General features: G+C 67.8%; 22 protein-coding genes. 11 read left to right on the top strand and 11 right to left on the bottom strand.

Annotation, left to right across the window (positions count from 1 at the left end):
- Window positions 1-26: 26 nt before the first annotated feature.
- Window positions 27-230: a type II toxin-antitoxin system VapB family antitoxin gene (locus tag IBX18_RS14555; protein ID WP_107654306.1), complete on the top strand. Its 204-nt coding sequence runs from the start codon at window positions 27-29 to the stop codon at window positions 228-230.
- On the opposite strand, the gene IBX18_RS14560 is transcribed toward IBX18_RS14555, so the two are convergent.
- Complete coding sequence (locus IBX18_RS14560) at window positions 231-1,766, bottom strand: alpha/beta hydrolase (RefSeq protein WP_194834180.1); 1,536 nt, start codon at window positions 1,764-1,766, stop codon at window positions 231-233.
- Window positions 1,767-1,927: 161 nt separating this feature from the next.
- Between IBX18_RS14560 and IBX18_RS14565 the strand changes: the two genes are divergently transcribed.
- On the top strand, window positions 1,928-2,626 hold the full coding sequence (locus IBX18_RS14565) for a RadC family protein (protein WP_194834181.1): 699 nt from the start codon (window positions 1,928-1,930) through the stop codon (window positions 2,624-2,626).
- A 20-nt stretch (window positions 2,627-2,646) separates the two neighbouring features.
- Here IBX18_RS14565 and IBX18_RS14570 read toward each other — a convergent pair whose 3' ends face one another.
- Window positions 2,647-3,336: a TetR/AcrR family transcriptional regulator gene (locus IBX18_RS14570; RefSeq protein ID WP_194834182.1), complete on the bottom strand. Its 690-nt coding sequence runs from the start codon at window positions 3,334-3,336 to the stop codon at window positions 2,647-2,649.
- 98 nt (window positions 3,337-3,434) lie between these two features.
- Between IBX18_RS14570 and IBX18_RS14575 the strand changes: the two genes are divergently transcribed.
- Entirely contained in the window at window positions 3,435-4,139 is a 705-nt protein-coding gene (locus IBX18_RS14575) for a DUF4386 domain-containing protein (protein WP_194834183.1), read from the top strand.
- A 70-nt stretch (window positions 4,140-4,209) separates the two neighbouring features.
- On the opposite strand, the gene IBX18_RS14580 is transcribed toward IBX18_RS14575, so the two are convergent.
- A complete protein-coding gene (locus tag IBX18_RS14580) occupies window positions 4,210-5,862 on the bottom strand; it encodes an alkaline phosphatase (RefSeq protein ID WP_194834184.1) in 1,653 nt (550 codons plus the stop codon).
- Window positions 5,863-6,017: 155 nt separating this feature from the next.
- Here IBX18_RS14580 and IBX18_RS14585 point away from each other — a divergent pair, with 155 nt between their 5' ends.
- Complete coding sequence (locus tag IBX18_RS14585) at window positions 6,018-6,824, top strand: LLM class flavin-dependent oxidoreductase (protein ID WP_194834185.1); 807 nt, start codon at window positions 6,018-6,020, stop codon at window positions 6,822-6,824.
- A 96-nt stretch (window positions 6,825-6,920) separates the two neighbouring features.
- Here IBX18_RS14585 and IBX18_RS14590 read toward each other — a convergent pair whose 3' ends face one another.
- On the bottom strand, window positions 6,921-8,000 hold the full coding sequence (locus tag IBX18_RS14590; RefSeq protein ID WP_194834186.1) for a hypothetical protein: 1,080 nt from the start codon (window positions 7,998-8,000) through the stop codon (window positions 6,921-6,923).
- A 173-nt stretch (window positions 8,001-8,173) separates the two neighbouring features.
- Here IBX18_RS14590 and IBX18_RS14595 point away from each other — a divergent pair, with 173 nt between their 5' ends.
- The 3 genes from IBX18_RS14595 (at window position 8,174) to IBX18_RS14605 (ending at window position 11,471) form a co-directional block, all read left to right on the top strand.
- Window positions 8,174-8,569, top strand: a complete 396-nt coding sequence (locus IBX18_RS14595; RefSeq protein ID WP_194834187.1) for a PPOX class F420-dependent oxidoreductase — start codon at window positions 8,174-8,176, stop codon at window positions 8,567-8,569.
- Window positions 8,570-8,675: 106 nt separating this feature from the next.
- Window positions 8,676-10,502 carry a hypothetical protein gene (locus IBX18_RS14600; protein WP_228540949.1) on the top strand — a complete coding sequence of 609 codons (1,827 nt, stop codon included), beginning with the start codon at window positions 8,676-8,678 and terminating at the stop codon, window positions 10,500-10,502.
- Between the two features lie 57 nt (window positions 10,503-10,559).
- Entirely contained in the window at window positions 10,560-11,471 is a 912-nt protein-coding gene (locus IBX18_RS14605; protein ID WP_194834188.1) for a hypothetical protein, read from the top strand.
- A 91-nt stretch (window positions 11,472-11,562) separates the two neighbouring features.
- Here the strand turns inward: IBX18_RS14605 and IBX18_RS14610 are convergent, their stop codons facing one another.
- The 4 genes from IBX18_RS14610 to sdhC all read right to left on the bottom strand — a co-directional run bounded on the left by IBX18_RS14610 (window position 11,563) and on the right by sdhC (window position 14,991).
- Entirely contained in the window at window positions 11,563-12,273 is a 711-nt protein-coding gene (locus IBX18_RS14610) for a succinate dehydrogenase iron-sulfur subunit (protein ID WP_228541176.1), read from the bottom strand.
- Between the two features lie 104 nt (window positions 12,274-12,377).
- Complete coding sequence (sdhA, locus tag IBX18_RS14615) at window positions 12,378-14,129, bottom strand: succinate dehydrogenase flavoprotein subunit (RefSeq protein ID WP_186818323.1); 1,752 nt, start codon at window positions 14,127-14,129, stop codon at window positions 12,378-12,380.
- 30 nt (window positions 14,130-14,159) lie between these two features.
- The gene (locus IBX18_RS14620) at window positions 14,160-14,591 is read right to left on the bottom strand and encodes a succinate dehydrogenase hydrophobic membrane anchor subunit (RefSeq protein WP_107654318.1); all 432 of its coding nucleotides are present in this window, start codon (window positions 14,589-14,591) and stop codon (window positions 14,160-14,162) included.
- A gap of 1 nt (window position 14,592) precedes the next feature.
- The gene (sdhC, locus tag IBX18_RS14625; protein WP_147129325.1) at window positions 14,593-14,991 is read right to left on the bottom strand and encodes a succinate dehydrogenase, cytochrome b556 subunit; all 399 of its coding nucleotides are present in this window, start codon (window positions 14,989-14,991) and stop codon (window positions 14,593-14,595) included.
- 277 nt (window positions 14,992-15,268) lie between these two features.
- On the opposite strand from sdhC, the gene IBX18_RS14630 reads away from it, so the two are divergent.
- A complete protein-coding gene (locus IBX18_RS14630; protein WP_194834190.1) occupies window positions 15,269-15,670 on the top strand; it encodes a cytidine deaminase in 402 nt (133 codons plus the stop codon).
- A 12-nt stretch (window positions 15,671-15,682) separates the two neighbouring features.
- Here IBX18_RS14630 and IBX18_RS14635 read toward each other — a convergent pair whose 3' ends face one another.
- The gene (locus IBX18_RS14635) at window positions 15,683-15,919 is read right to left on the bottom strand and encodes a hypothetical protein (protein WP_194834191.1); all 237 of its coding nucleotides are present in this window, start codon (window positions 15,917-15,919) and stop codon (window positions 15,683-15,685) included.
- Window positions 15,920-15,960: 41 nt separating this feature from the next.
- Window positions 15,961-16,200, bottom strand: coding sequence for a hypothetical protein (locus IBX18_RS14640; protein ID WP_194834192.1), 240 nt, complete (start codon window positions 16,198-16,200; stop codon window positions 15,961-15,963).
- A 99-nt stretch (window positions 16,201-16,299) separates the two neighbouring features.
- Between IBX18_RS14640 and IBX18_RS14645 the strand changes: the two genes are divergently transcribed.
- The 3 genes from IBX18_RS14645 (at window position 16,300) to IBX18_RS14655 (ending at window position 19,965) form a co-directional block, all read left to right on the top strand.
- Window positions 16,300-17,589: a thymidine phosphorylase gene (locus tag IBX18_RS14645; RefSeq protein WP_194834193.1), complete on the top strand. Its 1,290-nt coding sequence runs from the start codon at window positions 16,300-16,302 to the stop codon at window positions 17,587-17,589.
- Between the two features lie 386 nt (window positions 17,590-17,975).
- On the top strand, window positions 17,976-19,073 hold the full coding sequence (locus tag IBX18_RS14650; RefSeq protein ID WP_107654323.1) for an adenosine deaminase: 1,098 nt from the start codon (window positions 17,976-17,978) through the stop codon (window positions 19,071-19,073).
- A gap of 235 nt (window positions 19,074-19,308) precedes the next feature.
- Entirely contained in the window at window positions 19,309-19,965 is a 657-nt protein-coding gene (locus IBX18_RS14655; protein ID WP_194834194.1) for a hypothetical protein, read from the top strand.
- Between the two features lie 60 nt (window positions 19,966-20,025).
- Here IBX18_RS14655 and IBX18_RS14660 read toward each other — a convergent pair whose 3' ends face one another.
- On the bottom strand, window positions 20,026-21,276 hold the full coding sequence (locus IBX18_RS14660) for a primosomal protein (RefSeq protein WP_194834195.1): 1,251 nt from the start codon (window positions 21,274-21,276) through the stop codon (window positions 20,026-20,028).
- Window positions 21,277-21,289: the final 13 nt, after the last annotated feature.

The following is a 21,289-nucleotide window of genomic DNA, read 5'->3' on the forward strand; positions in this document are numbered from 1 at the left end:
AATGGCGAATGTACGAAGGAGGACGCATGAAATCCGTGCGGATCGATCTCGACCAGAAGTTGCTCGCCGCCGCGGCCGCCGTGATGGGCACCTCGACGAGCAACGCCACGATCAACGAGGCACTGCGCCGGATCGTCGTGCACGAGCGTCAGCTGCGCCATCTCGAAAAGCTGGCCGCCACCGCATTGTTCGCCCTGCCGCGCCCGGAGGTCGTGGTCGTGGACGGGTAGTCAGCGACGCACGGCCGAGCAGCGCAGGTTATCGGCCGGCGGTGTCAGGTCGACCAGATACTTCAGTACCGGCTCGTCGACGCAGGCGATGCCCTCGAACGCGGCACCGTGCTGGGTGCCGTCATAGGTGATCAGCGCCGCGCCAAGGGTTTTGGCGAGCGTGACACCACCGGCGTACGGGGTCGCCGGATCGCCGGTCGCCGCGACGACCACGAGCTTCGGCAGGCCCGTCGCGTTGGGCACGTGCGGTTGAGTGGTCGGCGGGACCGGCCAGAACGCGCAGGCGTCCAGGGGAGCCGTGTCGGTGGGCAGGCCGTCGTCGAAAGCCGGAGCGGCGGCGCGGGATCGGCGATCGATGTCGGCCGCGACGGCCCGGTCGGTCACCCGGATCTCCTCCAGGCAGAGCACCGCCCGATGCACGTCGTCGGAGGAGGCTTGCTCGTAGGCGCCCGCGTCGCCGAGCAGCGCGTCGCCCCGGCCCCTGGCGAGTTCGGCCAAACCCTGGGTGAGGCTCGGCCAGGACGTGGGGTGGTAGAGCGAGGCGATCGTCGCGGTGACGACGGCGCCGTAGTCGAGCCCACGGCGATCGGCGGTGACGATCGGGCGCTTGATCAGCGGGTTGACCAGACCGCGGTAGACCTCGTTCGCCTTCTGCGGGTCGGTGCCGAGCGGGCAGTCCGGCGCCTTGGCGCAGTCGGCGGCGTAGGCGTCGAACGCCTGCTGGAAACCGGCGGCGGTGATCACCGGGTCGCCGATGTTCGTGGTGGGATCGACCGGTGCGTCCAGGACCATCGCGCGCACCCGATCCGGAAACAGCTCGGCGTAGGTCGAACCGAGACGGGTGCCGTAGGACCCGCCGAAGTAGGTCAGCTTCTGCTCGCCGAGCGCGGCCCGCACGACGTCCAGATCGCGGGCGACGTCGCCGGTGCCGACATGCCCGAGCAGCGTCAGCCCGGTCCGCCGCGCGCACGAGTTGGCGTATTCCTCGTTCTCCTCTTCGATCTGGTCGATCTCCGCGAGCGGGTCGGTCCGGCCCAGCACCCGCTGCGCCGTCTGGAATTCGGCGTCCGAACGGCAGGTGACGTGCGGGGTGGAGGCACCGAGCCCGCGCACGTCCATCCCGATCACGTCGAAACGCTCGGCCACCGGCGACTTCGACAGGGCCAGCGGCAGACTCAGTCCCGGCGCGCCGGGCCCGCCGGGGTTGGTCACCAGCGCCGCGACCTTGGTGCCGGTGGCGCGCAGCCGGGAGATCGCGATCCGCGCGGTCTCGCCGTCCGGTCTGCCGTAGTCGATCGGCACCGTCATACGCGCGCATTCGATGCCTGCCGCGCCGAGCTCGGCGCCGCCCTGATAGCCCTCGCACGAGCCCCACGCCAGGGTTTGCTGGTAGTACCGATCGAGGGTGGGGGCGGGCGGTGCGACGGGGTCCCGGTCGGCGGCGCAGGCCGTCGCCAGCAGCGCGAGCGCGGCGATCAGCACGGGCAGCGGCGTGACGCGCGTCGATGCCGCGGTTCCTTTGCGCGGTGTGAACATTCATTGCCCCTGTACTCGTTCGACGCACTCAGTCTGCCCGACGGACGCCGATGTGCAATCGGCAGGATCGGACAACTCGGGCGACCCCGCGTCCGTGGCCGACATGTCGGTAGGGCCTGGCACACTCCGTGACACTGTCGCCGTGACCAAGGGGTGGAACGATGCCGGTCTCTCTCCTCGATGTACCCGTCGAGCAACGGCCACGCGAGCGCCTGCTCGCCCTCGGCCCGCAGTCGCTCAGCGATGTCGAATTGCTGGCCTTGCTGTTACGGCACGGCAGGCGCGGCGCCAGCGCGCTGGACCTCGCGGTGGAACTACTCGTCGAACACGGCGGGCTGGCCGGATTGGCGGCGGCCAGGCCCGAAGAGTTGTCCCGCCGGGCCGGTGTCGGGGTGGCGAAGGCCGCAGCCGTCATCGCCGCGTTCCACCTCGGCTCCCGCGCCCGCGGCGGCACCGACACCCTGCCTCGGCTTGGCGACGCGGCGGATGTCGCCGCGGCGGCCCGCCCCCTGTTCACCGGCGCCCGCGTCGAGCGGCTCCTCGTGCTGGTCTGTGACGCCCAGAACCAGTTGCGGCAGAAGGTATTCGTCGCCGAGGGCGCCGTCGACCAGGTGGCGGTCCCGGTCCGCGAGATCCTGAACACCGTGCTGCGCCACGACGGCCGCGCCTTCGCCGTCGTGCACAACCACCCCTCCGGCGATCCGACCCCCAGCCTCGACGACCGCCGCGCCAGCACCCTGCTCGCCGAAGCCGCCCGCACCGTCGGCCTCCGCTTTCTCGATCACGTGGTGATCGCGGGCGAGGCCTGGGCCAGCGCGCCGACCCTTACCCTCGGACACCGCACTGGAAACACGGGCTGATCGCCGCGGGCGAGGCGGCCTCAGGCGGTAGAACTCCAGCCCTGCCGCCACAGCCGCTCGAAACCGTCCAACAGCAGGTCGAGGGCGAATTCGAACTCGAACTGATCGTCACAGCCCGGACCGACCACGGACTGGTCGTCGTGTGCGGCCCGCGCCGCGATCTCGGCGATGTGCGGATATCTGGACGACATGTCGGGCAAGGCGGCGGCTTGCGTCTGCGGGTCCGGGCTCGGTGCGGTGTCGAACAGCTCCTGGGTGAAGCCGAACGCGCGGCTGCCCAGTGCGTGCATCACGTGATGGGTCAGGTCGACGGAGAGGCCGCCCGCGCGGAACATCCCGATCATCGAATCCAGGTACGTAAGCACGGCCGGGGTCGGTGCCGGGCGGGATTCGATCACCCGGGACGCCCACGGGTGCCGCTGAAGGGTGCGCCGCGCCACCAGGATTCGCTGCCGTACCGCGGGCTTCCAGTCGAGCCCGGCCTCGGGTGGACCGATCTCCGTGACCAGCAGATCGACCATGCCGTCGAGCAACTCGTCCTTGTTCGCGACGTGCTTGTACAGCGCCATCGGCACGACGCCGAGTTCCTGCGCGAGGTTGCGCATGCTCAGGGTGTCGAGGCCTGCCGCGTCGGCGAGCGCGACGGCGGCGCGCAGCACGCGCTCTCTGTTCAGCGGGGTGCGGGGTGCGGCGGTGTCCCGGTTGGCCATTCAGCGCTCTCCTCTTGACGGGTGTACAGCGTACACCTTAGGGTTCTCGGCAGAAGAGGTGTCCGTCGTACACCTCAGTGTGCAGTGGAGGAGTCCCCATGAACTCGAGGAGAACGACGGCGGTGGTCGCGGGTGTGCTCTTCCTGATCACCGAGGTCGCCGCGGTGGCCGGCCTGCTGCTGTATCAGCCGGTGCTGACCGATGCGAATTACGTTGTCGGCGCGGGCTCGGACGGTCGCGTGCTGCTGGGTGGGCTGCTCGAACTCGTGCTCGTTGCGGCTGTCATCGGCACCGCGACCACGCTGTATCCGGTGCTGGAGCCGTACGGCAAGAGCCTGGCGCTCGGCTATCTGTGCGCTCGGCTGCTCGAGGGTGCTGTCATCGCGATGGGCACCGTGAGTGTGCTGTCGGTCGTGACATTGCGCAGAGGTAATGCGGGGATCGATGATCCGACGCTGGTCGCCGTGAGCAAAGCCCTTGTCGCCGTCCATGATTGGACCTTCTTGCTCGGGCCGAACTTCATCCTCGGCGCGAACAGTCTGTTGCTGGCCACCCTGATGTACCGCTCCCGGTTGGTGCCACGGCGCATCGCCGTGCTCGGTTTGATCGGCGGCCCGCTCATCTGCGTATCGGCGACCGCCGTGCTGTTCGGGCTCTACGATCAGCTCTCCGCGTGGGGATCCGTCGCCGCGCTGCCGGTCTTCGCGTGGGAGGTGAGCCTGGCGGTGTACCTGATCGGCAAGGGGTTCGGGCGGACTGCGGGCGACGCCGTTCCGGTGGCACGCCAGCTGGCTACCGCGTGAAACACCTTGGCTCAGTAGACATTCAGCTTCGGTACGTGCTGCCCTTCACTGCCGTAGCTGAATGCCGCGGTTATCGCGGGCCGCTGTCCGGCGGGCTCGCCGTCACACCGGGGTCGGGTGGCTGAGACGAGCTGTCCGATTCCGAGGCCTGCGTGACACCCGGAACTCCGTCCTGCACCACGAAACTGGCGCGCGTGTGGATTGCGGCGCCTGGGCGGCGAATGTAGGGAACGACCCGGAAGTCGTTGCGCCACAGGCTGTGGTCCAGTTCGACGCGGACGTAGCCGCGTTGGGAGTTGAAGAATTTGAGGTCGGGGTTGGCGGCGAGGAGGTTGCGGCCCGATTCGGTCATGTCGGCGCCGTCGCCGCCGCTGGAGATCGACGTTCCGATGAATTCCGATGCCACGACCGGGGATTCGGGGTCGGCGAAGTCGCGGCGCAGATCGGCCGCGTGGTTCTGGTGGCGGTCGCCGGTGATCACGACGAGGTTGGCCACATTGCGGTCGGCGGCGGCGCCGAGTACGGCGTTGCGGTCGGGGACGTATCCGTCCCAGGAGTCGGTGCCGACAGCGGTGACCGGTCCGGCATCCTGGTCGGACTGGCCCATCGAAACCTGGTTGCCGAGGATCTGCCAGCGGGCCGGCGAGGTGGTGAAACCGTCGATCAGCCAATCGCGTTGCCGTGCACCCAATATCGTGCGGTCGGCGGCGAACCGGTCGGTGCAGTCGATGACGGTGTTGCCGTCGCCGCAGGCCTGCTTGTCGCGGTATTGCCGGGTGTCGAGCATGGTGATCTGGGCCAGGTCACCGAAGCCGTAGCGGCGGTGCAGGTGCATGCTCGGCCCGGCGGGCAGCTGGGCGATCCGCAGCGGTTGGTGTTCGTACATGGCTTGGAAGGCAGCGGCTTTGCGCCGGCGGAACACCGCCGGGATCCGATAGATGTCGAAGCCGAGCCCCGGCGCCTCGCCCGCCCAGTTGTTGTCGATCTCGTGATCGTCCATGGTGACCAGCCAGGGAAAGGCGGCATGCGCGGCCCGCAGCGGTTCGTCGGCTTTGGCCTGGGCGTACCGCAGCCGATAGCCGGCCAGATCTACGGCTTCGGCCTGCAGATGGGGTTCCATCGACATTCCCGCGCGGCCGCGATTCCAGCCACGTTCGTAGATGTAGTCGCCGAGATGCACCACCAAATCGAGGTCTTCGTCGCTCATGTGCTGGTACGCGGTGTAGTAGCCGGAACTCCAGGATTGGCACGAGGCGAAGGCGAACCGCATCCGTGCGGTGGGCTGCCCCGGCAGCGGTGCGGTACGTGTTCGCCCGACCGGCGAGAGCACCGACCCGGCCCGGAACCGATAGAAGTACCAGCGATCCGGCGCCAGCCCGGTGACCTCCGGGTGCACGCTGTGCGCCAACTCGCGCGTCGCGACCGCGGTCCCGCGCGTCACCACCTGCCGGAAGTTCTCGTCGTGCGCGACTTCGTATTCCACGGTCACCGGCCGTAACGGCATGCCGCCCAACCCATCCGGCGCGAACGGGTCCGGTGCGAGCCGCGTCCACAACACCACCCCGTCGGCCGTCGGCTCTCCCGACGCGACCCCGAGGCTGAACGGATCGTCGGACCAGCGTGGCACCCGGAACGGCCCGCTACTGGCCGCCGCGGCGCCCACCAGCACCGCAGCCGACCCGGCACCCCCGAATCTCAACAGTTGCCGTCGCGACAGACCCATACGTCAGGGTATATCGGCGGGCGGGGTGGCTGATCGCCGTCGTCGGATTCGATGAGCGTTTGCGACATGACAGTGAGCCAACAGGCCATTGGGACGCTCACTGTCGGCCCGTAGCGTGGCATACACCAGCCGATAGCGAGTGAACGGACTTACAGATGACCATCGAAATCGGGGTAATCCTGCCCACCTCGACCCCTGATCCCGCGCAGCCGATCCTGGGTGATGTGCGAGCGAGTGCCCGTTTCGCCGAAGAGCTCGGCCTAGATTCGATCTGGTCCACCGATCATCTGATGGCGAGCGCGCCGATGCTGGACAGCACCGTCACGCTGGCCACCGCCGCGGCGGTCACCGAGCGCATCGGTATCGGCTTCAACGTCATGCTGCTGGCGCTGCGTCCGGTCGCCTGGGCCGCCAAACAGATCAGTACCCTGCAACAGCTGTCCGGCAACCGGCTCGTTGTCGGTGTCGGCACCGGGAATCCGGCGCACGGCGACATCGGGTGGCGCGCGGCGGGTGCCTCCTACGCCGACCGTGGTCGGCGCACCGACGAGGCGTTGCAGGTGCTGCCCGGGCTCGTCACCGGACAGCCGACCGTGTTGGACGATGGGCTGGAGGTGACCCTCGCGCCCGGTTCGGTGCTACCACCGGTTCTGGTGGCGGGCAACAGCGTTCGGGCGCGGCGCAGGGCAGCTACTTACGCCGACGGATGGATCACCATCCAATCGGGTCTGGAGCAGTTGACCAAAGACGTTGCCGAGCTGCAGGAGTTCGCCGCGCAGCGCGACCGTGCGCCGCTTTCGGTCGCCGCTGTGGTTCCGGGGTTGCCCTCGGATGTCGACGAGGCGGCCGCCCAGCTGTCCGCCTTCGCGGCGCGGGGCGTAGGGCGAGCGATTCTGGTGCCGACCGGACCCGAATGGCAGCGGGACTATGAGTTCGCCGCGAAAGTCCGTGCGGCGCTGTAGATCCGCGGCTACTTCTGGAAAGACGAAGGCCGCCAATATCTTTCGGCGTGGACGGCCTTCGCGTTCAGTGCGAAAGGGCGAGGTGAGCTGGGGCGCTCAGCGTTCTGAACCACGTCGTTGCGGTGGCGTCGAAAATCGTTGCCCAACCGGTCCGGTCGATGGCCCCAACTTCAGCGGGCGGTATCCGGATGTCGTTGATTCGGTGCTCGCCGAAGTGTCGGCCGGGTGGGAAGTGCTCGTCTTGTCCGCAGGATTCGAGGTACTCGGCATATCAGCGGAGTTCGAGGTGCTTGCCTTGTCGGCAGGGTGGGCGGTGCCCGTCTTGTCGGCGGGACTCGAGACAGTCGCCTCGTCAGCGGGGCTCGCGTTATCAAGGCCGGACCCCGTCTTGTCCTGGTCGGCTTTTTCGCCCGCGACGGGAGAAGCAGCACTGAGCGAGGCCATTCCCGCACTGCCGGTGGCGATTCCGGCGGCGACACCCGCGCCGAGCGCGACGCCGAACGGGACGGCCGCGACGCTACCGGTGCCCGCCATCGCGCTACCGGTGCCCGCCATCGCGGCGAAGGGTGCGGCAGCCGCACCCGCGCCCGCCAGGCTCGCGCTACCGGTACCCGCGGCCGCGCTACCCGCGCCGAGGACGGCCAGCGGGGTGCCGAGTCCGCCGGTGGCGACGCTGCCGGAGGCGCCTGCCGCGGCGCTGCCGGTGCCGAGCAGCGCGGCGCCCGCGCCGAGGACCACCCCGAGGGGTGCGAGTGCGGCGCTGCCGGTGCCTGCGGCCGCGCTGCCGGTGCCGAGGAAGGCGGCCCACGGTGCGGCGGCGACGCTGCCGGTCCCCAACGCCGCGCTGCCGGTGCCGATCAGGGCGGCAAGACCGAGTCCGAATGCCGCGCCACTGGTGCCGAGTGGGCCTGCGGTGTCGACGAGCCCCGGAAACAGCACGGAGTTGAGTACCGTGCGGCGAGGGCTCGCGGTGTCAACGAGTCCCGGGAACAGCACGGAGTTGAGAACTGTGCGGCGGGAGCCCGGAGCGTGTGTCGTGACGACCGCCGAGGTCGCGTATGCCGCGACCGAATGCTGGTGCGCGGCGCTGGTCGGGGCCGAGGCCGTTGCGGCCGCCGCGACGAGCGCGGGACAGGTCAGCATGGTGGTGGCGATCGCCGTTCGGAGCACGTACATGGGTTGAGCGCCTTCCTCCCGGGCCTGCGCACGACGGCGTCGTGGCGTGGCCGACGATGTGTCCGGCGAGCACGTTCAAGATCAACCTACCGGCAACCCTCCGGGATTGATGGCACATTGCTATCGCAAGGAGCGGTGAGCCGGTTGTTCGGCGCGCCATTACTGTCCACCGCATGGGAATCACGCTCAGCGACGCCACCATCGCCCTGCTCGACGGCAAGAACTACGCGGTCCTGGCCACTCTCAACGCCGACGGCAGTCCGCAGACCTCCGTGATGTGGGTGCTGCGCGACGGTGACGACCTGCTGTTCTCCACCCTGGAAGGCAGGCTCAAGCACCGCAACATGCTGCGCGACCCGCGCGTCAGCGTGACCGTGCTCGACTTCGCCGACGGCGAGAACTACGTCGAGCTGCGCGGCCGGGCCACCATCACCCACGACGACGATCTCCGGGTCGGCCACCGGCTGTCGTGGAAGTACGACGGCAAGGACCACGACGAGCCCGCGCTGGGTCAGGTCCGGGTCGCGGTCCGCGTCGAGATCGACAAGGCGACCGGATACGCGGCCTGACAACAGCGCCGCAGTTGGGCATGGGCAACACGCCATTTAATCCGGTGTCGAAGTCCTGTCCGGCGCCTCCGGCCGGACTTCGATCCAGGGCCTAGGGTGAGTCGGCATGGACACCGCCGCGATCGTGCCGACGAGGGTTGTGCCCATCCCGCGTTCGGCGGTGCCGCCGGTTCGGCGTCGGTTCGGTCGCGTGCCATCCGTTGTCGTCGCTGCGGGATGTTTGATCCTGCTGCAACTCGCGCTCCGCGGTTGGGTGGCGGATAGCGGCTATTTCTACTGGGACGACCTCATCCTGGTCGGCCGGGCGGGCCGATATCCGCTGCTCTCCGCGGACCTGCTGTTGCACGACCACGACGGGCATTTCATGCCGCTCGCCTTCGTCACCGCCTGGGTGGTGACGAAGGCGGCGCCCTTCGTCTGGGCCGGGCCGGTGATTTCGCTGCTGGTGTGGCAGCTCGCGGTGTCGCTGGCGGTGCTCCGCGTGTTGTGGATCCTGCTCGGCGCCCGATGGGTGCTGCTCGTCCCGTTCACGTTCTTTCTGTTCGCACCGGTGACGTTGCCTGCGTTCGCCTGGTGGGCGGCCGCGTTGAACGCGCTGCCACTGCAATTCGCGCTCGCCTGGGTGATCGGGGACGCACTGCTTCTGATGCGCAGCGGGCGGCGCCGATACGCCTGGTCCGGGATCGTCGTGCTCGCGGTGGCGCTGTTGTTCTTCGAGAAGTCGGTGATCGTCCCGTTCGTCGCGTTCGCCGTCGCGGTGCTTGCCCACTATGTCGACGGGCGGGAATCCGCCGTTCGCGCGGTGCTGCGGCGCGGCCTGCGGTTGTGGGTGGGATCGGGCCTGGTGCTGCTCTGCTGGCTGGCGGGGTATCTGGCGGTGGTCGGCGTTTCCGGGGTGCACAACAATCCGCAGGGCATGCGCGACTGGCTGCCCAACACGACCTCGCTCGGCGTGGTGCCCGCATTGGTCGGCGGACCGTGGCGGTGGGAGCGTTGGTTGCCCGCCGCGCCGTGGGCCGATCCGCCGGGCGGGGCAGTGATCGCGGCGTGGGTGGTGCTGATTTCGATTGTGGCACTGTCGATTCGGGTACGCCGCCGGGTGTGGCCGGTCTGGTTGCTCGCGGCAGCCTATGTGCTGCTGATGCAGGTGCCCGTGGCGCTCGTTCGCGGCGGTCCGAACACCGCGGCCGAACTCATGCAGTCGCTGCGCTACTTCGCCGACCTCGGCGTGACATTGGCGGTCCTGGGTGCGTTGTTACTGCGGGCGAGTCCGCGCGGCAGCACGCACCTCGGCCCGCGCATCGCGCTACCGCTGGTGGTGCTTTTCGTCGTCAGTAGCCTGTGCTCCACCTACACCTTCGTCCGATCCTGGCGCCCCAGCCCGGCCAAAACCTATGTCACGAACGTGAAGTCGGCCCTCGAGCACTGGGACGGCGTGCCACTGCTGGAGCAGGAAGTCCCCTGGGACGTCCTGAACCCGCTGGCCTATCCGCAAAACCTGACCAGCCAGGTCCTCGCACCCCTCGCCGCACCGGGCACCTTCGCCGACTCCACCCCGCACCTGCGCATGATCACCGACAGCGGCACCCTCGTCGAAGCGCAGGTCTGGTGGAACCGCCACATCATTCCCGGCCCGGACCCTCACTGCGGCTACCGAATCGAGGGTGGCGCCAAAGTCCCCGTCCCACTCAACGGCCCCATGCTCGAGCACGAATGGACCGCCCAACTCAACTACCTCGCCAGCCGAGACGGTCAACTGGCCGTAGCTTTCGAGCACGGCAAAACCGTCGCCGTCCCGGTCCGCCAAGGACTCAACACCGTCTTCGTCCGACTGGTAGGCAGCGGCTCTGCCCTCCAAATCTCCTCCCGCACAGAACACCTCGTCGCCTGCCTGGGCTCCGGACCGGTCGGCGTCGCCTCCTACGACAACTGACGAAGCCGCCTCGTCAATCGGCCCGCGACGCGATGGGCAGGCCCGTACCATCGCGATATGGGGGAGATCTTCGATCATCTCAGGCGGGTGTTGGGGCTCTTTGCCGGCGTGCTCGAGTATCTGAGCCCCTGGGGGATCCCATGGCCGCTGACCTTCGCACTCGTCTTCCCGATCATCCTGGCGGTATTGGCCGTGCTGGTGTGGTGGTCGCGTGGGAAGGTGTGGCCCGTGCTGTGCGATTACCCCCGCACCACCACGGGCCGCCCGTGCCGCAATCGCGTGCTCGGGGAATGGCAGCGCTGTCATCATCACCGGCCGGGCCGCCGGGGACGCGACCACCGAGAAAGACGTAAGTTGCTGCGCTGGCAGACAATACGGCGCGGCGACCTCGTAGAGCGAGACGACATCTTCGGTCGCGGTTTCTTGCGGCACAGATCTCAGGTGCGGGGCCTGCTGTACTACCGGGGTTTCGCGCGACCACCGCGGAATGTCGCCACCTTCTGGCGGAGCTGGCTCGGCGAACGTCGGGAGGACATCGGAAAGCTCATCGCGCAGCTTCGCGAACAGCGCAGGCTCAATCTGCGAGCGCTGTTCGCCGGCCCGGCGAGTCCATCAGCGCAGGTGGGAGTGGCTTTGCGGCTGACGGAGGTGATCTGGGCGACCCGGCTCACGCTGTTACTGGCATTGCTCGGGCTGATGTTGGTGGCCTTCGGGGAGTGGCGCAATTACCCGCCCAAGGGGCCGTTCGGCTATCTCCCCACGTTCCTGTTCATCGCCGCTTGGGCGGTGGCCCGCAGGGGAATTTGGCTCGAGGCAACAGCCGGACCTCAGCGGCCCGGGTGGCGGGGGAGCTGGCCGTGGGAGGCGACGGTTCAAGCGGCGCGCTGGTTCGTTTCCTTCATCGCCATCTCGGTGCTGTTCGGTCAGCTGCTCGACCACTTGGAGAAGTTTCCGTTCAGCCAGCGATGAGAGCGGTTCCGGAGGTGCGCGGGACGGGGTGCGCGAACGGCGAAGGCCGCCCGCATCTTTCGATGCGGACGGCCTTCGGGTGCCGGAAAGGTCAGCGGGCGAACAGGAGTGCGCGCTTGACTTCTTGGATGGCCTTGGTGACCTCGATGCCGCGGGGGCAGGCGTCGGTGCAGTTGAAGGTGGTGCGGCAGCGCCAGACACCTTCGACGTCGTTGAGGATGTCGAGGCGTTCGCGGGCGCCTTCGTCGCGGCTGTCGAAGATGAAGCGGTGGGCGTTCACGATCGCGGCCGGGCCGAAGTAGCTGCCGTCGCTCCAGTACACGGGGCAGGAGGTGGTGCAGCAGGCGCACAGGATGCACTTGGTGGTGTCGTCGAAGCGGGCGCGGTCGGCCTGGCTCTGGATGCGCTCGCGGGTCGGCTCGTTACCCGAGGTCATCAGGTACGGCTTCACGGCACGGAACGCGTCGAAGAACGGCTCCATGTTCACCACGAGGTCCTTCTCCACGGGCAGGCCCCGGATCGGCTCGACCGAGATGGTGATGGACTTACCGCCCTTGGGCAGCATGTCCTTCATCAGGACCTTGCAGGCCAGCCGGTTGACACCGTTGATCCGCATCGCGTCCGAGCCACACACACCGTGCGCGCAGGAGCGCCGGAAGGTGAGCGTGCCGTCCAGGTAGGACTTGATGTAGATGAGCACGTTGAGGAAGCGGTCGGTCGGCAGGACCGGCACCTGGAACGACTCCCAGTGCGCGCCCTTGTCGTCCTCCGGATTGAACCGGGCGACCTTGACGGTGATCATCACCGAGCCCTCGGGGACCGGCGCGGGCTTGGCCGGGGGGGTCTTCTCGAGTACGCCGGGGGCCGGTGAGGCGGCGGAGCCGCCGGGGTGGGTATGCACAGTCATCAGTACTTACGCTCCATCGGCTCGTAACGGGTCTGCACCACCGGCTTGAAGTCGAGGCGGATATCCGAGATGAGATCCGGGCTCTCCTTGTAGGCCATCGTGTGCCGCATGAAGTTCACGTCGTCCCGGTCCGGGTAGTCCTCGCGGGCGTGGCCGCCGCGCGATTCCTTACGGTTGAGCGCACCGACGACGGTGACCTCGGCCAGCTCGAGCAGGAAGCCGAGCTCGACGGCCTCGAGCAGGTCGCTGTTGTAGCGCTTGCCCTTGTCCTGCACCGTGATCCGGCTGTAGCGCTCCTTGAGCACGTGGATATCGGTGAGGGCTTGCTTGAGGGTGTCCTCGGTGCGGAACACGGCGGCGTTCATGTCCATCGTGTACTGCAGCTCGGTGCGGATGTCGGCCACCCGCTCGTTGCCATGGTCGGACAGGATCAGCGCCAGCCAGTCCTGCACCATCCGCGCCGGCTGCTCCGGCATCTCCACGAACTCGGTGCGGTGCGCGTACTCCGCGGCGGCGATACCCGCGCGGCGGCCGAACACGTTGATGTCGAGCAGCGAGTTGGTGCCGAGGCGGTTGGAGCCGTGCACCGACACGCACGCGCACTCACCGGCCGCGTAGAGGCCGGGCACCACGTCAGTGTTGTTGCGCAGCACCTCACCGCGGATCTTGGTGGGGATGCCGCCCATCACGTAGTGGCAGGTCGGCATGACCGGGACCAGCTCGGTCACCGGGTCGACACCGAGGTAGGTGCGGGCGAATTCGGTGATGTCGGGCAGCTTCTCCTCGAGCACGTCCGCGCCGAGGTGGGTCACGTCGATGTAGACGTAGTCCTTGTTCGGTCCGGCGCCGCGGCCCTCGAGCACCTCGAGCACCATCGAGCGGGCGACGATGTCACGCGGCGCGAGGTCCTTGATGGTGGGGGCGTAGCGCTCCATGAACCGCTCGCCGCTGGCGTTGCGCAGGATGCCGCCCTCGCCGCGGACCGCCTCGGAGATGAGGATGCCGAGCCCGGCCAGACCTGTCGGATGGAACTGGTGGAACTCCATGTCCTCCAGCGGCAGACCCTTGCGGAACACGATCGCCATGCCGTCGCCGGTCAGCGTGTGCGCGTTCGAGGTGGTCTTGTACATCCGGCCCGAACCGCCGGTGGCGAACACGATGGACTTCGCGTGGAAGACGTGGATGTCGCCGGTGGCCAGCTCGTAGGCGACCACGCCGGTCGCGACCTGACCGCGGTCGGTCTCGCTCATCACCAGGTCGAGCACGTAGAACTCGTTGTAGAACTCCACGTCGTGCTTGACGCAGTTCTGGTACAGCGTCTGCAGGATCATGTGGCCGGTGCGGTCGGCGGCGTAACACGCGCGGCGCACCGGCGCCTTGCCGTGGTCGCGGGTGTGCCCACCGAAGCGGCGCTGGTCGATCTTGCCCTCGGGCGTCCGGTTGAACGGCAGGCCCATCTTCTCCAGGTCCATCACCGCGTCGATGGCCTCCTTGGCCATGATCTCCGCGGCGTCCTGGTCCACCAGGTAGTCGCCACCCTTGACGGTGTCGAAGGTGTGCCATTCCCAGTTGTCTTCTTCGACATTCGCCAGTGCGGCGCACATGCCACCCTGCGCCGCGCCGGTGTGGCTGCGGGTCGGGTAGAGCTTGGTCAGGACGGCGGTGCGCGCCCGGGGCCCTGCCTCGATCGCCGCGCGCATGCCGGCGCCACCGGCACCGACGATCACGACGTCGTAGCGATGCTCCTGAATCCGCGATTCACTCATCGGAGTGGCCTGTTCCTAACTGATGTTGGGGTCGAAGGTGAAGATGACGTAGGTGCCGACGGCCAGGATCAGGATCATCGAGATGGCCAGCAGCGTGTTCAGCCAGAATCGAGTCGAGTCCTTGCGGGAGTAGTCCGCGATCACCGTGCGCAGGCCGTTGCCGCCGTGCAGCTGGGCCAGCCAGAGCATGGACAGGTCCCACAGCTGCCAGAACGGGCTGGCCCAGCGGCCGGCGACGAAGCCGAAGTTGAGCCGCTTCACGCCGCCGTCGAGCAGCAGCATGATCGACATGTGGCCGAGCACCAGAATGATCAGCAGCAGGCCGGAGAAGCGCATGAACAGCCACGCGTACTTCTCGAAATTGTTGTTCGCGCGGGCACGTGGCGAGCGCGGCGAGTCCAAGCTGGCCGGTCGGTCATACGACTTACCGAGAACAGGTGCGCTCATGTCAGTGCTCCGTGAACAAGTAGAAGAACATGCGCCCGATCGCGGGCGCGGCCAGCACGAACACCACCGCGAGAACGACCCAGAGCATCACGCGCTGGTACTTCGGGCCCTTGGCCCAGAAGTCGATCAGGATCACGCGGACGCCGTTGAATCCGTGGAACAGGACGCAGACGACCAATCCCATTTCCATCAGCGCGACGATGGGGCTCTTGTAGGTCTCGATGGCCCGGTTGTAGGTGTCCGGGCTGACCCGGACCAGCGCGGTATCCAAGACGTGCACGAAGAGGAAGAAGAAGATGGTGACACCGGTGATCCGGTGCAGCGCCCAGGACCACATGCCAGGGTCGCCTCGGTACAGCGTCTTCCGCTTCGGCTGTGCCGGAGCTTCTATCGTGGTCATAGAGTGCGGTGCCTCCAACGTCGTTGATGGACCCGGTTCATTGATCCGAGGCCGGCTGCGTTGGGCGCAAATGCCCAGGTGGCTGCGCTGCGGCCCGCTGCCGGGAACCTGAACCGATCTGTTCTGGACTCTAATCCTCTAGGTTTGCCGGAACTAATTCGGCGTGCCGTGCGTTGCGCTACAGTCTGGCGGGTTAGGTTTACCTTTCTTGATGTGTGAAGGGTTCCGGCGAGGGCCCCGCACGGCCTGGTTCGGCTTGCTCCAGAAGAGGTGCCCGATGTCGAAAATCGACTGGAAATCCCTGCACGACAACGCGATTCAAGTTATGCGCAACGCCTATGCGCCGTACTCGCGGTTTCCGGTCGGTGCGGCGGCTCTCAGCACCGACGGCCGAATTGTGAGCGGGTGCAATGTGGAAAATGTCTCATATGGTTTGGCCCTGTGTGCCGAATGTGTACTCGTCGGTAACTTGCATTCGGGCGGGGGCGGCCGGTTGGTGGCCATCTCGGTCACCGATTCCCGCGGCGAAATTCTGATGCCCTGCGGGCGCTGCCGCCAACTCCTCTACGAACACGGTGGGCCCGACCTCCTGGTCGACCACAAGGACGGACCCGTTCCGCTCCGCGACTTACTACCCCATGCCTTCGGCCCCGACGACCTGAACGCCGGTCAGGTGTAACCGGCGTCGGCTTCAGCAGTCCGCGTCGAGTGCCGCGTCGATCTCGGCCTCGGTGGCCCGAGCCAGCGGCGTGAACTGGAGCGGGGGAATCCCAAGCCGTTCCATGATCAGGTCCATACCTCGGCCCAATCGGTTCACGCCGTCGATCAGCTGCCCGGTCTCGATCCGGCAGCCCGCGCTACTTCTGGTGAGCTGGTAGAGCGACTCGCTGTGGGTGTCTTCGATATCGGTGACCCGTGTCTCGAGCATCGCCACACGGTGTTCGATGTGTATGGATGTCATCGTCGGCCTCAGCAGTCCGCGTCGAGTGCCGCGTCGACTTCGGCGTGGGTGGCGGTGGTGATCTCTGCTATGCGGTTCGGCGGGATACCGATGTGCTCCAAGAGAAGCGCGAAGCTGCGTTTCTGCACGATCCTGACTTCGCAGACCTCCCGCTTCAGGTCGTACAGCGCGTCGCCGTGCGTCTCCTCGATGTCGGCCACCCGCGCTTCGAGCTTCCCCACGCGGCGGTCGATGTGTACGGATGTCATTGATGCCCCCTAGCCCCTCGAAAGATTGATGCGGTGAGGCTATCGAACCGCACCGACAAGAACCAGACTTGGCTGGGTTCTCATGCCAGACTGGCGAATGTGACGGCACTGGACGCGGTTTCGATCATCACGACCAAGCGGGACGGCGGCGAGCTGTCGGATGCGCAGATCGACTGGGTGGTCGATGGCTTCACCCGGGGGGCGGTGGCGGACGAGCAGATGTCGGCGCTGGCGATGGCGATTGTCTGGCGCGGAATGACGCGGCGGGAGACGGCGCGCTGGACCGGTGCGATGATCGCGTCGGGCAGCCGGCTGGACTTCACCGATCTGCCGCGCCCGACCGTCGACAAGCATTCGACCGGCGGGGTGGGGGACAAGATCACACTGCCGCTGGCGCCGCTGGTCGCGGCCTGCGGGGCCGCGGTTCCGCAGCTGTCCGGACGCGGGCTCGGGCACACCGGTGGCACGCTCGACAAGCTGGAAGCCATTCCAGGCTGGCAGGCCGACGTCTCGGTGCCGCGCATGCGCGAGATCCTCGCCGACCCCGCGATCGGTGCGGTGGTGTGCGCGGCGGGTGCCGATCTCGCACCGGCCGACAAGCGGCTCTACGCGCTGCGCGACGTCACCGGCACGGTCGAATCCATTCCGCTGATCGCCAGCTCGATCATGAGCAAGAAGATCGCCGAGGGCACTGCGGCGCTGGTGCTGGATGTGAAGGTCGGCGCGGGCGCCTTCCTGAAAACGCTCGACGGTGCCCGCGAACTGGCCACGGCCATGGTCGAATTGGGCACTGACGCCGGGGTGCGAACGGTCGCGTTGCTGACCGCGATGGACACCCCGCTCGGCCGCACCGCGGGCAACGCGCTCGAGGTCGCCGAGTCGGTCGAGGTACTGGCCGGCGGCGGACCCGCCGACATCGTCGAACTCACCATCACGCTGGCCCGCGAGATGGTCGCCCTCGCGGGCCTGGACACCGACCCCGCCGACGTGCTCGCCGACGGCCGGGCGATGGACCAGTGGCGGGCGATGGTCCGCGCCCAGGGCGGCGACCCTGACGCACCGCTGCCGACGGCGAAGCACGCCGAGGTCGTGCGGGCCGAGCGCGACGGCGTGCTGACCCGCCTCGACGCGATGGGTGTCGGCATCGCCGCGTGGCGTCTCGGTGCGGGCCGGGCCCGGCAGGGCGATCCGGTTCAGGCCGGGGCCGGCATCGAAATGCATGCCAAGCCAGGCGATTCGGTGACCGCTGGCCAGCCCTTGCTGACGTTGCACACCGATACCCCGGACGCCTTCCCTGGCGCCGTAGCCGCGTTGCAGGATGTCTTCGCCATTGGTGAATCCACCGAAAAGCCCGCCACCCCACTGGTACTCGGACGCATCGACGCCTGACTGCTGAGCGGCATACGAATTTGCTTGCTGTGCAGCGTTTCCGGTCGCTGCTGATCGACGGTGGGGTACCGCGCCGTGTGCCGTGGTCATGCGAATCGAGGCACGCTGGGCGGCAACGAGTGCGAATCCTTACGGCGCGCCGAGCCTAGGGAAGTAGCTGCGGTCGCACGTGAATTGGTGTGCGGCGCAGATCGTCGGCGATCTCACGTGCCGGTACCAGCGTGTGTTCTGTGCCGCACACACCTGTTGTTATCGGAGGTCAGCGGGGTACACGGTGCGGGCAGTTGGTGTCCGGCTATGGGACGGCGCAGGGTAGGTCGGCAACGAGATGGTTGCCACTTCGGCAGTCTGGTGCCGTTCCGGCGCGGTGCGGCTACCGTCGTTACATGACTGGACCGACCGCATTGACCCTTGCCTCGATCCGCCAGGCGCCAAAAGCGCTGCTGCACGACCACCTCGACGGTGGTCTACGGCCTGCCACGGTGCTGGAGCTGGCCGCCGAGTGCGGTTACGAGGACCTACCCGCCAACGATGAGGTAGCGCTTGCCAACTGGTTCCGGGACGCGGCCGACAGCGGCTCGCTGGAGCTGTATCTGGAGACCTTCGCGCACACCGTCGCCGTCATGCAGACGCCGGAGGGCCTGCGCCGGGTCGCCCGGGAATGCGCGGAGGACCTGTCCGCCGACGGCGTGGTGTACGCCGAGGTGCGCTTCGCCCCCGAGCAGCACCTGGAACGGGGACTGACGCTCGACGAGGTGGTCGAACACACCCTGGCGGGTTTCCGCGAGGGCGAGGCTGCGGCCGCGGCGGCGGGACGGCCGATCGTGGTCACCTGCCTGCTCACCGCCATGCGGCACGCGGCACGCTCGCGCGAGATCGCCGAACTCACCGTGCGCTTCCGCGACCGGGGCGTCGGCGGCTTCGACATCGCGGGCGCGGAGGCCGGGTACCCGCCGAGCAGGCACCTGGACGCCTTCGAATACATGCGAGCCAACAGCGCGCACTTCACCATTCACGCGGGTGAGGCGTTCGGCTTGCCGTCGATCCACGAGGCGCTGGCCTTCTGCGGCTGCGACCGGCTCGGCCACGGTGTGCGGATCACCGACGACATCAGCGTGCCCGGTGCGATCGAGGACGCGCGCCTGGGCCTCGTCGCGAATTACGTGCGCGACATGCGTATTCCGCTCGAGCTGTGTCCGTCGTCGAACGTGCAGACCGGCGCGGTGCCCTCGCTGGACAAGCACCCGTTCGACCTGCTGGCCCGGTTGCGCTTCCGCGTCACGGTGAACACCGACAACCGTTTGATGAGCGACACCACCATGAGCCAGGAAATGCTCAAGCTCTCCGACACCTTCGGTTACGGCTGGACCGATCTGGAGCGCTTCACCATCAATGCGATGAAGTCGGCGTTCATCCCGTTCCCGGAGCGGCTGCGCATCATCGACGACATCATCAAGCCCGGCTACGCGGTGCTCCTCGGGTAGCCAAGGGGCGCAACAGATCCGCACCAGGGAACTGGTGGCGTGCTCACTCGGGTGCTGCCGCCATCAGTTCCCCGTCGGCCGAATGGTCCGGCCGGTTGCGGTTGGTCGACCATGGGGCCGTGTGGAGACGCGGCGGTGTCGTTGTTCCCCGGAGACCGGCGGTGCGGCCGTTCCGACTTCGGTCGCGGTGGGGGTGCGCGGGTGCCGGTTCGCCGGTTCGCTAGCGTGGCGAACTATGGCGACATTGCGGATCCCCAGTCGGTTCAACGGCCCGCCCGATTCCGGCAACGGCGGCTACGTGGGTGGACTGCTGGCCGAGCAGCACGAGGATGCCGCGGTCACGGTGATCCTGCGCAGCCCGCCGCCGCTGGACAAGCCGCTCGAAGTGCGGGCGGGGGAGTTGTACGACGGCGACACCTTGCTCGCGGAATCCCGAGTAGGCGAATTCGACCGGGACGCACCGCCATCCGTGCCCTTCGCGACCGCAGCCGAGGCGGCGAGCTCCTACCGGAGCAACGAGATGTTCGCATCCTGCTTCGTCTGCGGCAGCGGTCGCCCGGACGGACTGCGCATCGAAGCGGGTGCGGTCGGTGACGGTCTGGTGGCCGCACCGTGGATCCCCGACGACTCGCTCCCGCTCGGCCACGCCGTGCTGTGGGCCGCGATGGACTGCCCCGGTGGCTGGTCGCTGCCCGACATGTTCGACCGGCCCGCCCTTCTCGGCTCGATGACCGCCGCCGTGCACGACCGCCCCGAGGTCGGCGAACAGTGCGTCGTCGTCGGCGAGAGCCACGGCGAACAAGGCCGTAAAGCCTTCTCCTCCACCGCCGTCTACGGCTCGGACAACCGCCTGATCGGCCGCGCCGAACAGATCTGGATCCGCCTGAAGTAGGACCCTGCGCAACTGTGGCAGTTCGAAGGTGCGCGCGCCCACCTCGCGGAGGGCGCGTTCCTACTGCGGGTTGAGCCGGGACTCGAAGTTGCGCTCCAGTTCCCGCCAGGACTGCGCCTCCGCGGCGAACGGCGGGTTGGGCGCCATCCGGTTGGGGTCCGGGTTGAGCAGGTACGAGACGTACCAGCCCAGCGGATTGGACTGGGCCAGTGCCTGTTCCACGACGTCGTCGCCCGCGTAGTCGGAGGCGTCGGTGAACAGTTCGACCGCGAGGTCGAGCTGCTCGATGTCGACCGCTTCCGGTCCTTCGGCGAGGTCGTCCGCCAGGCCGGGCAGCACGTAGACGTTTTCGTCGCTGACCTCGACCTCGAGCGAACCGTCCACCGCGGCGGTCTGAACGTCGGTGAAGGTGCTGACCCGGGCGAGGTCGTGTTCGTGGTCGTCGGCCAGGTACCTGGCCAGTGCGCGCTCGGAGTTGAACACCGTGATGGCGTTGTCGGAGCCGAGGAAGATCGGCTCGTCGTCGAGGTAGCAGCGCAGCGTGAAGTAGGTGCCGTCGGAGGTGATGATCTTGACCGGGTCGATGCCGACCTCGTGCCAGAACGTCTCGTCCTCTTCGTCTTCGTCCTCGTCGTCCGCGTCGAGGTCGACGGGTTCGAACTCGTCCTCCTCGTTGTCCGCGGCGTCGTCGGCGTCGACCACGTTCTCCTCGGCGGCCAGCAGTTCGGCTTCGGCGACGGCGACGGCTTCCGCGTCGACGTCGGGGGTTTTCACGACGGAGTCGATGGCGTCGAGGACGCTGTCCCAGCCCTTGGCGATGGCGGCGCCGATCTGGTCCCAGAGTTCCTCGCCGTCGCGCCCGATGAAGGCGTTCACGCCGCCGGGCAGCGCGCCGAGCACCGGGTGCGACCCGAAGAACTTGGTCACCGTCTCCAGCTCGCACACCTCGCCGATGTTGCGGACCATGCTGAGGGTGTCTTCGAGCTCGGCGATGGTGTCCACGTCGGGGTCGCCCGCGGCCAGTTCGGGCACCGCGACCAGATCGAAGGAGAAGTTCTCCTCCGGCTCCAGTTCGACCGCCGACAGCGCGACGACGACCTTCCATGCCGGATGCTCGACGAGGTCGTTGTCGGAGTTGGTCCGGATGAACGCGGCCAGCTCCGCAACGGTCTCGAAACCGTAGAGGGCGTCCTCGTGTCCGAGGAACGCCTCCCACTCGTCGTCACCGTCTCGCCAGCGCGGTGCCCACAGGGTGACGAGATCGCCGTCGGTCAGGCCGAGCTCGATCGGGACGATGTCTCCAGAAGCCATGAGCGGAAGCCTA

This window comes from Nocardia sp. XZ_19_369 (assembly GCF_015355715.1).
GTDB lineage: Bacteria > Actinomycetota > Actinomycetes > Mycobacteriales > Mycobacteriaceae > Nocardia.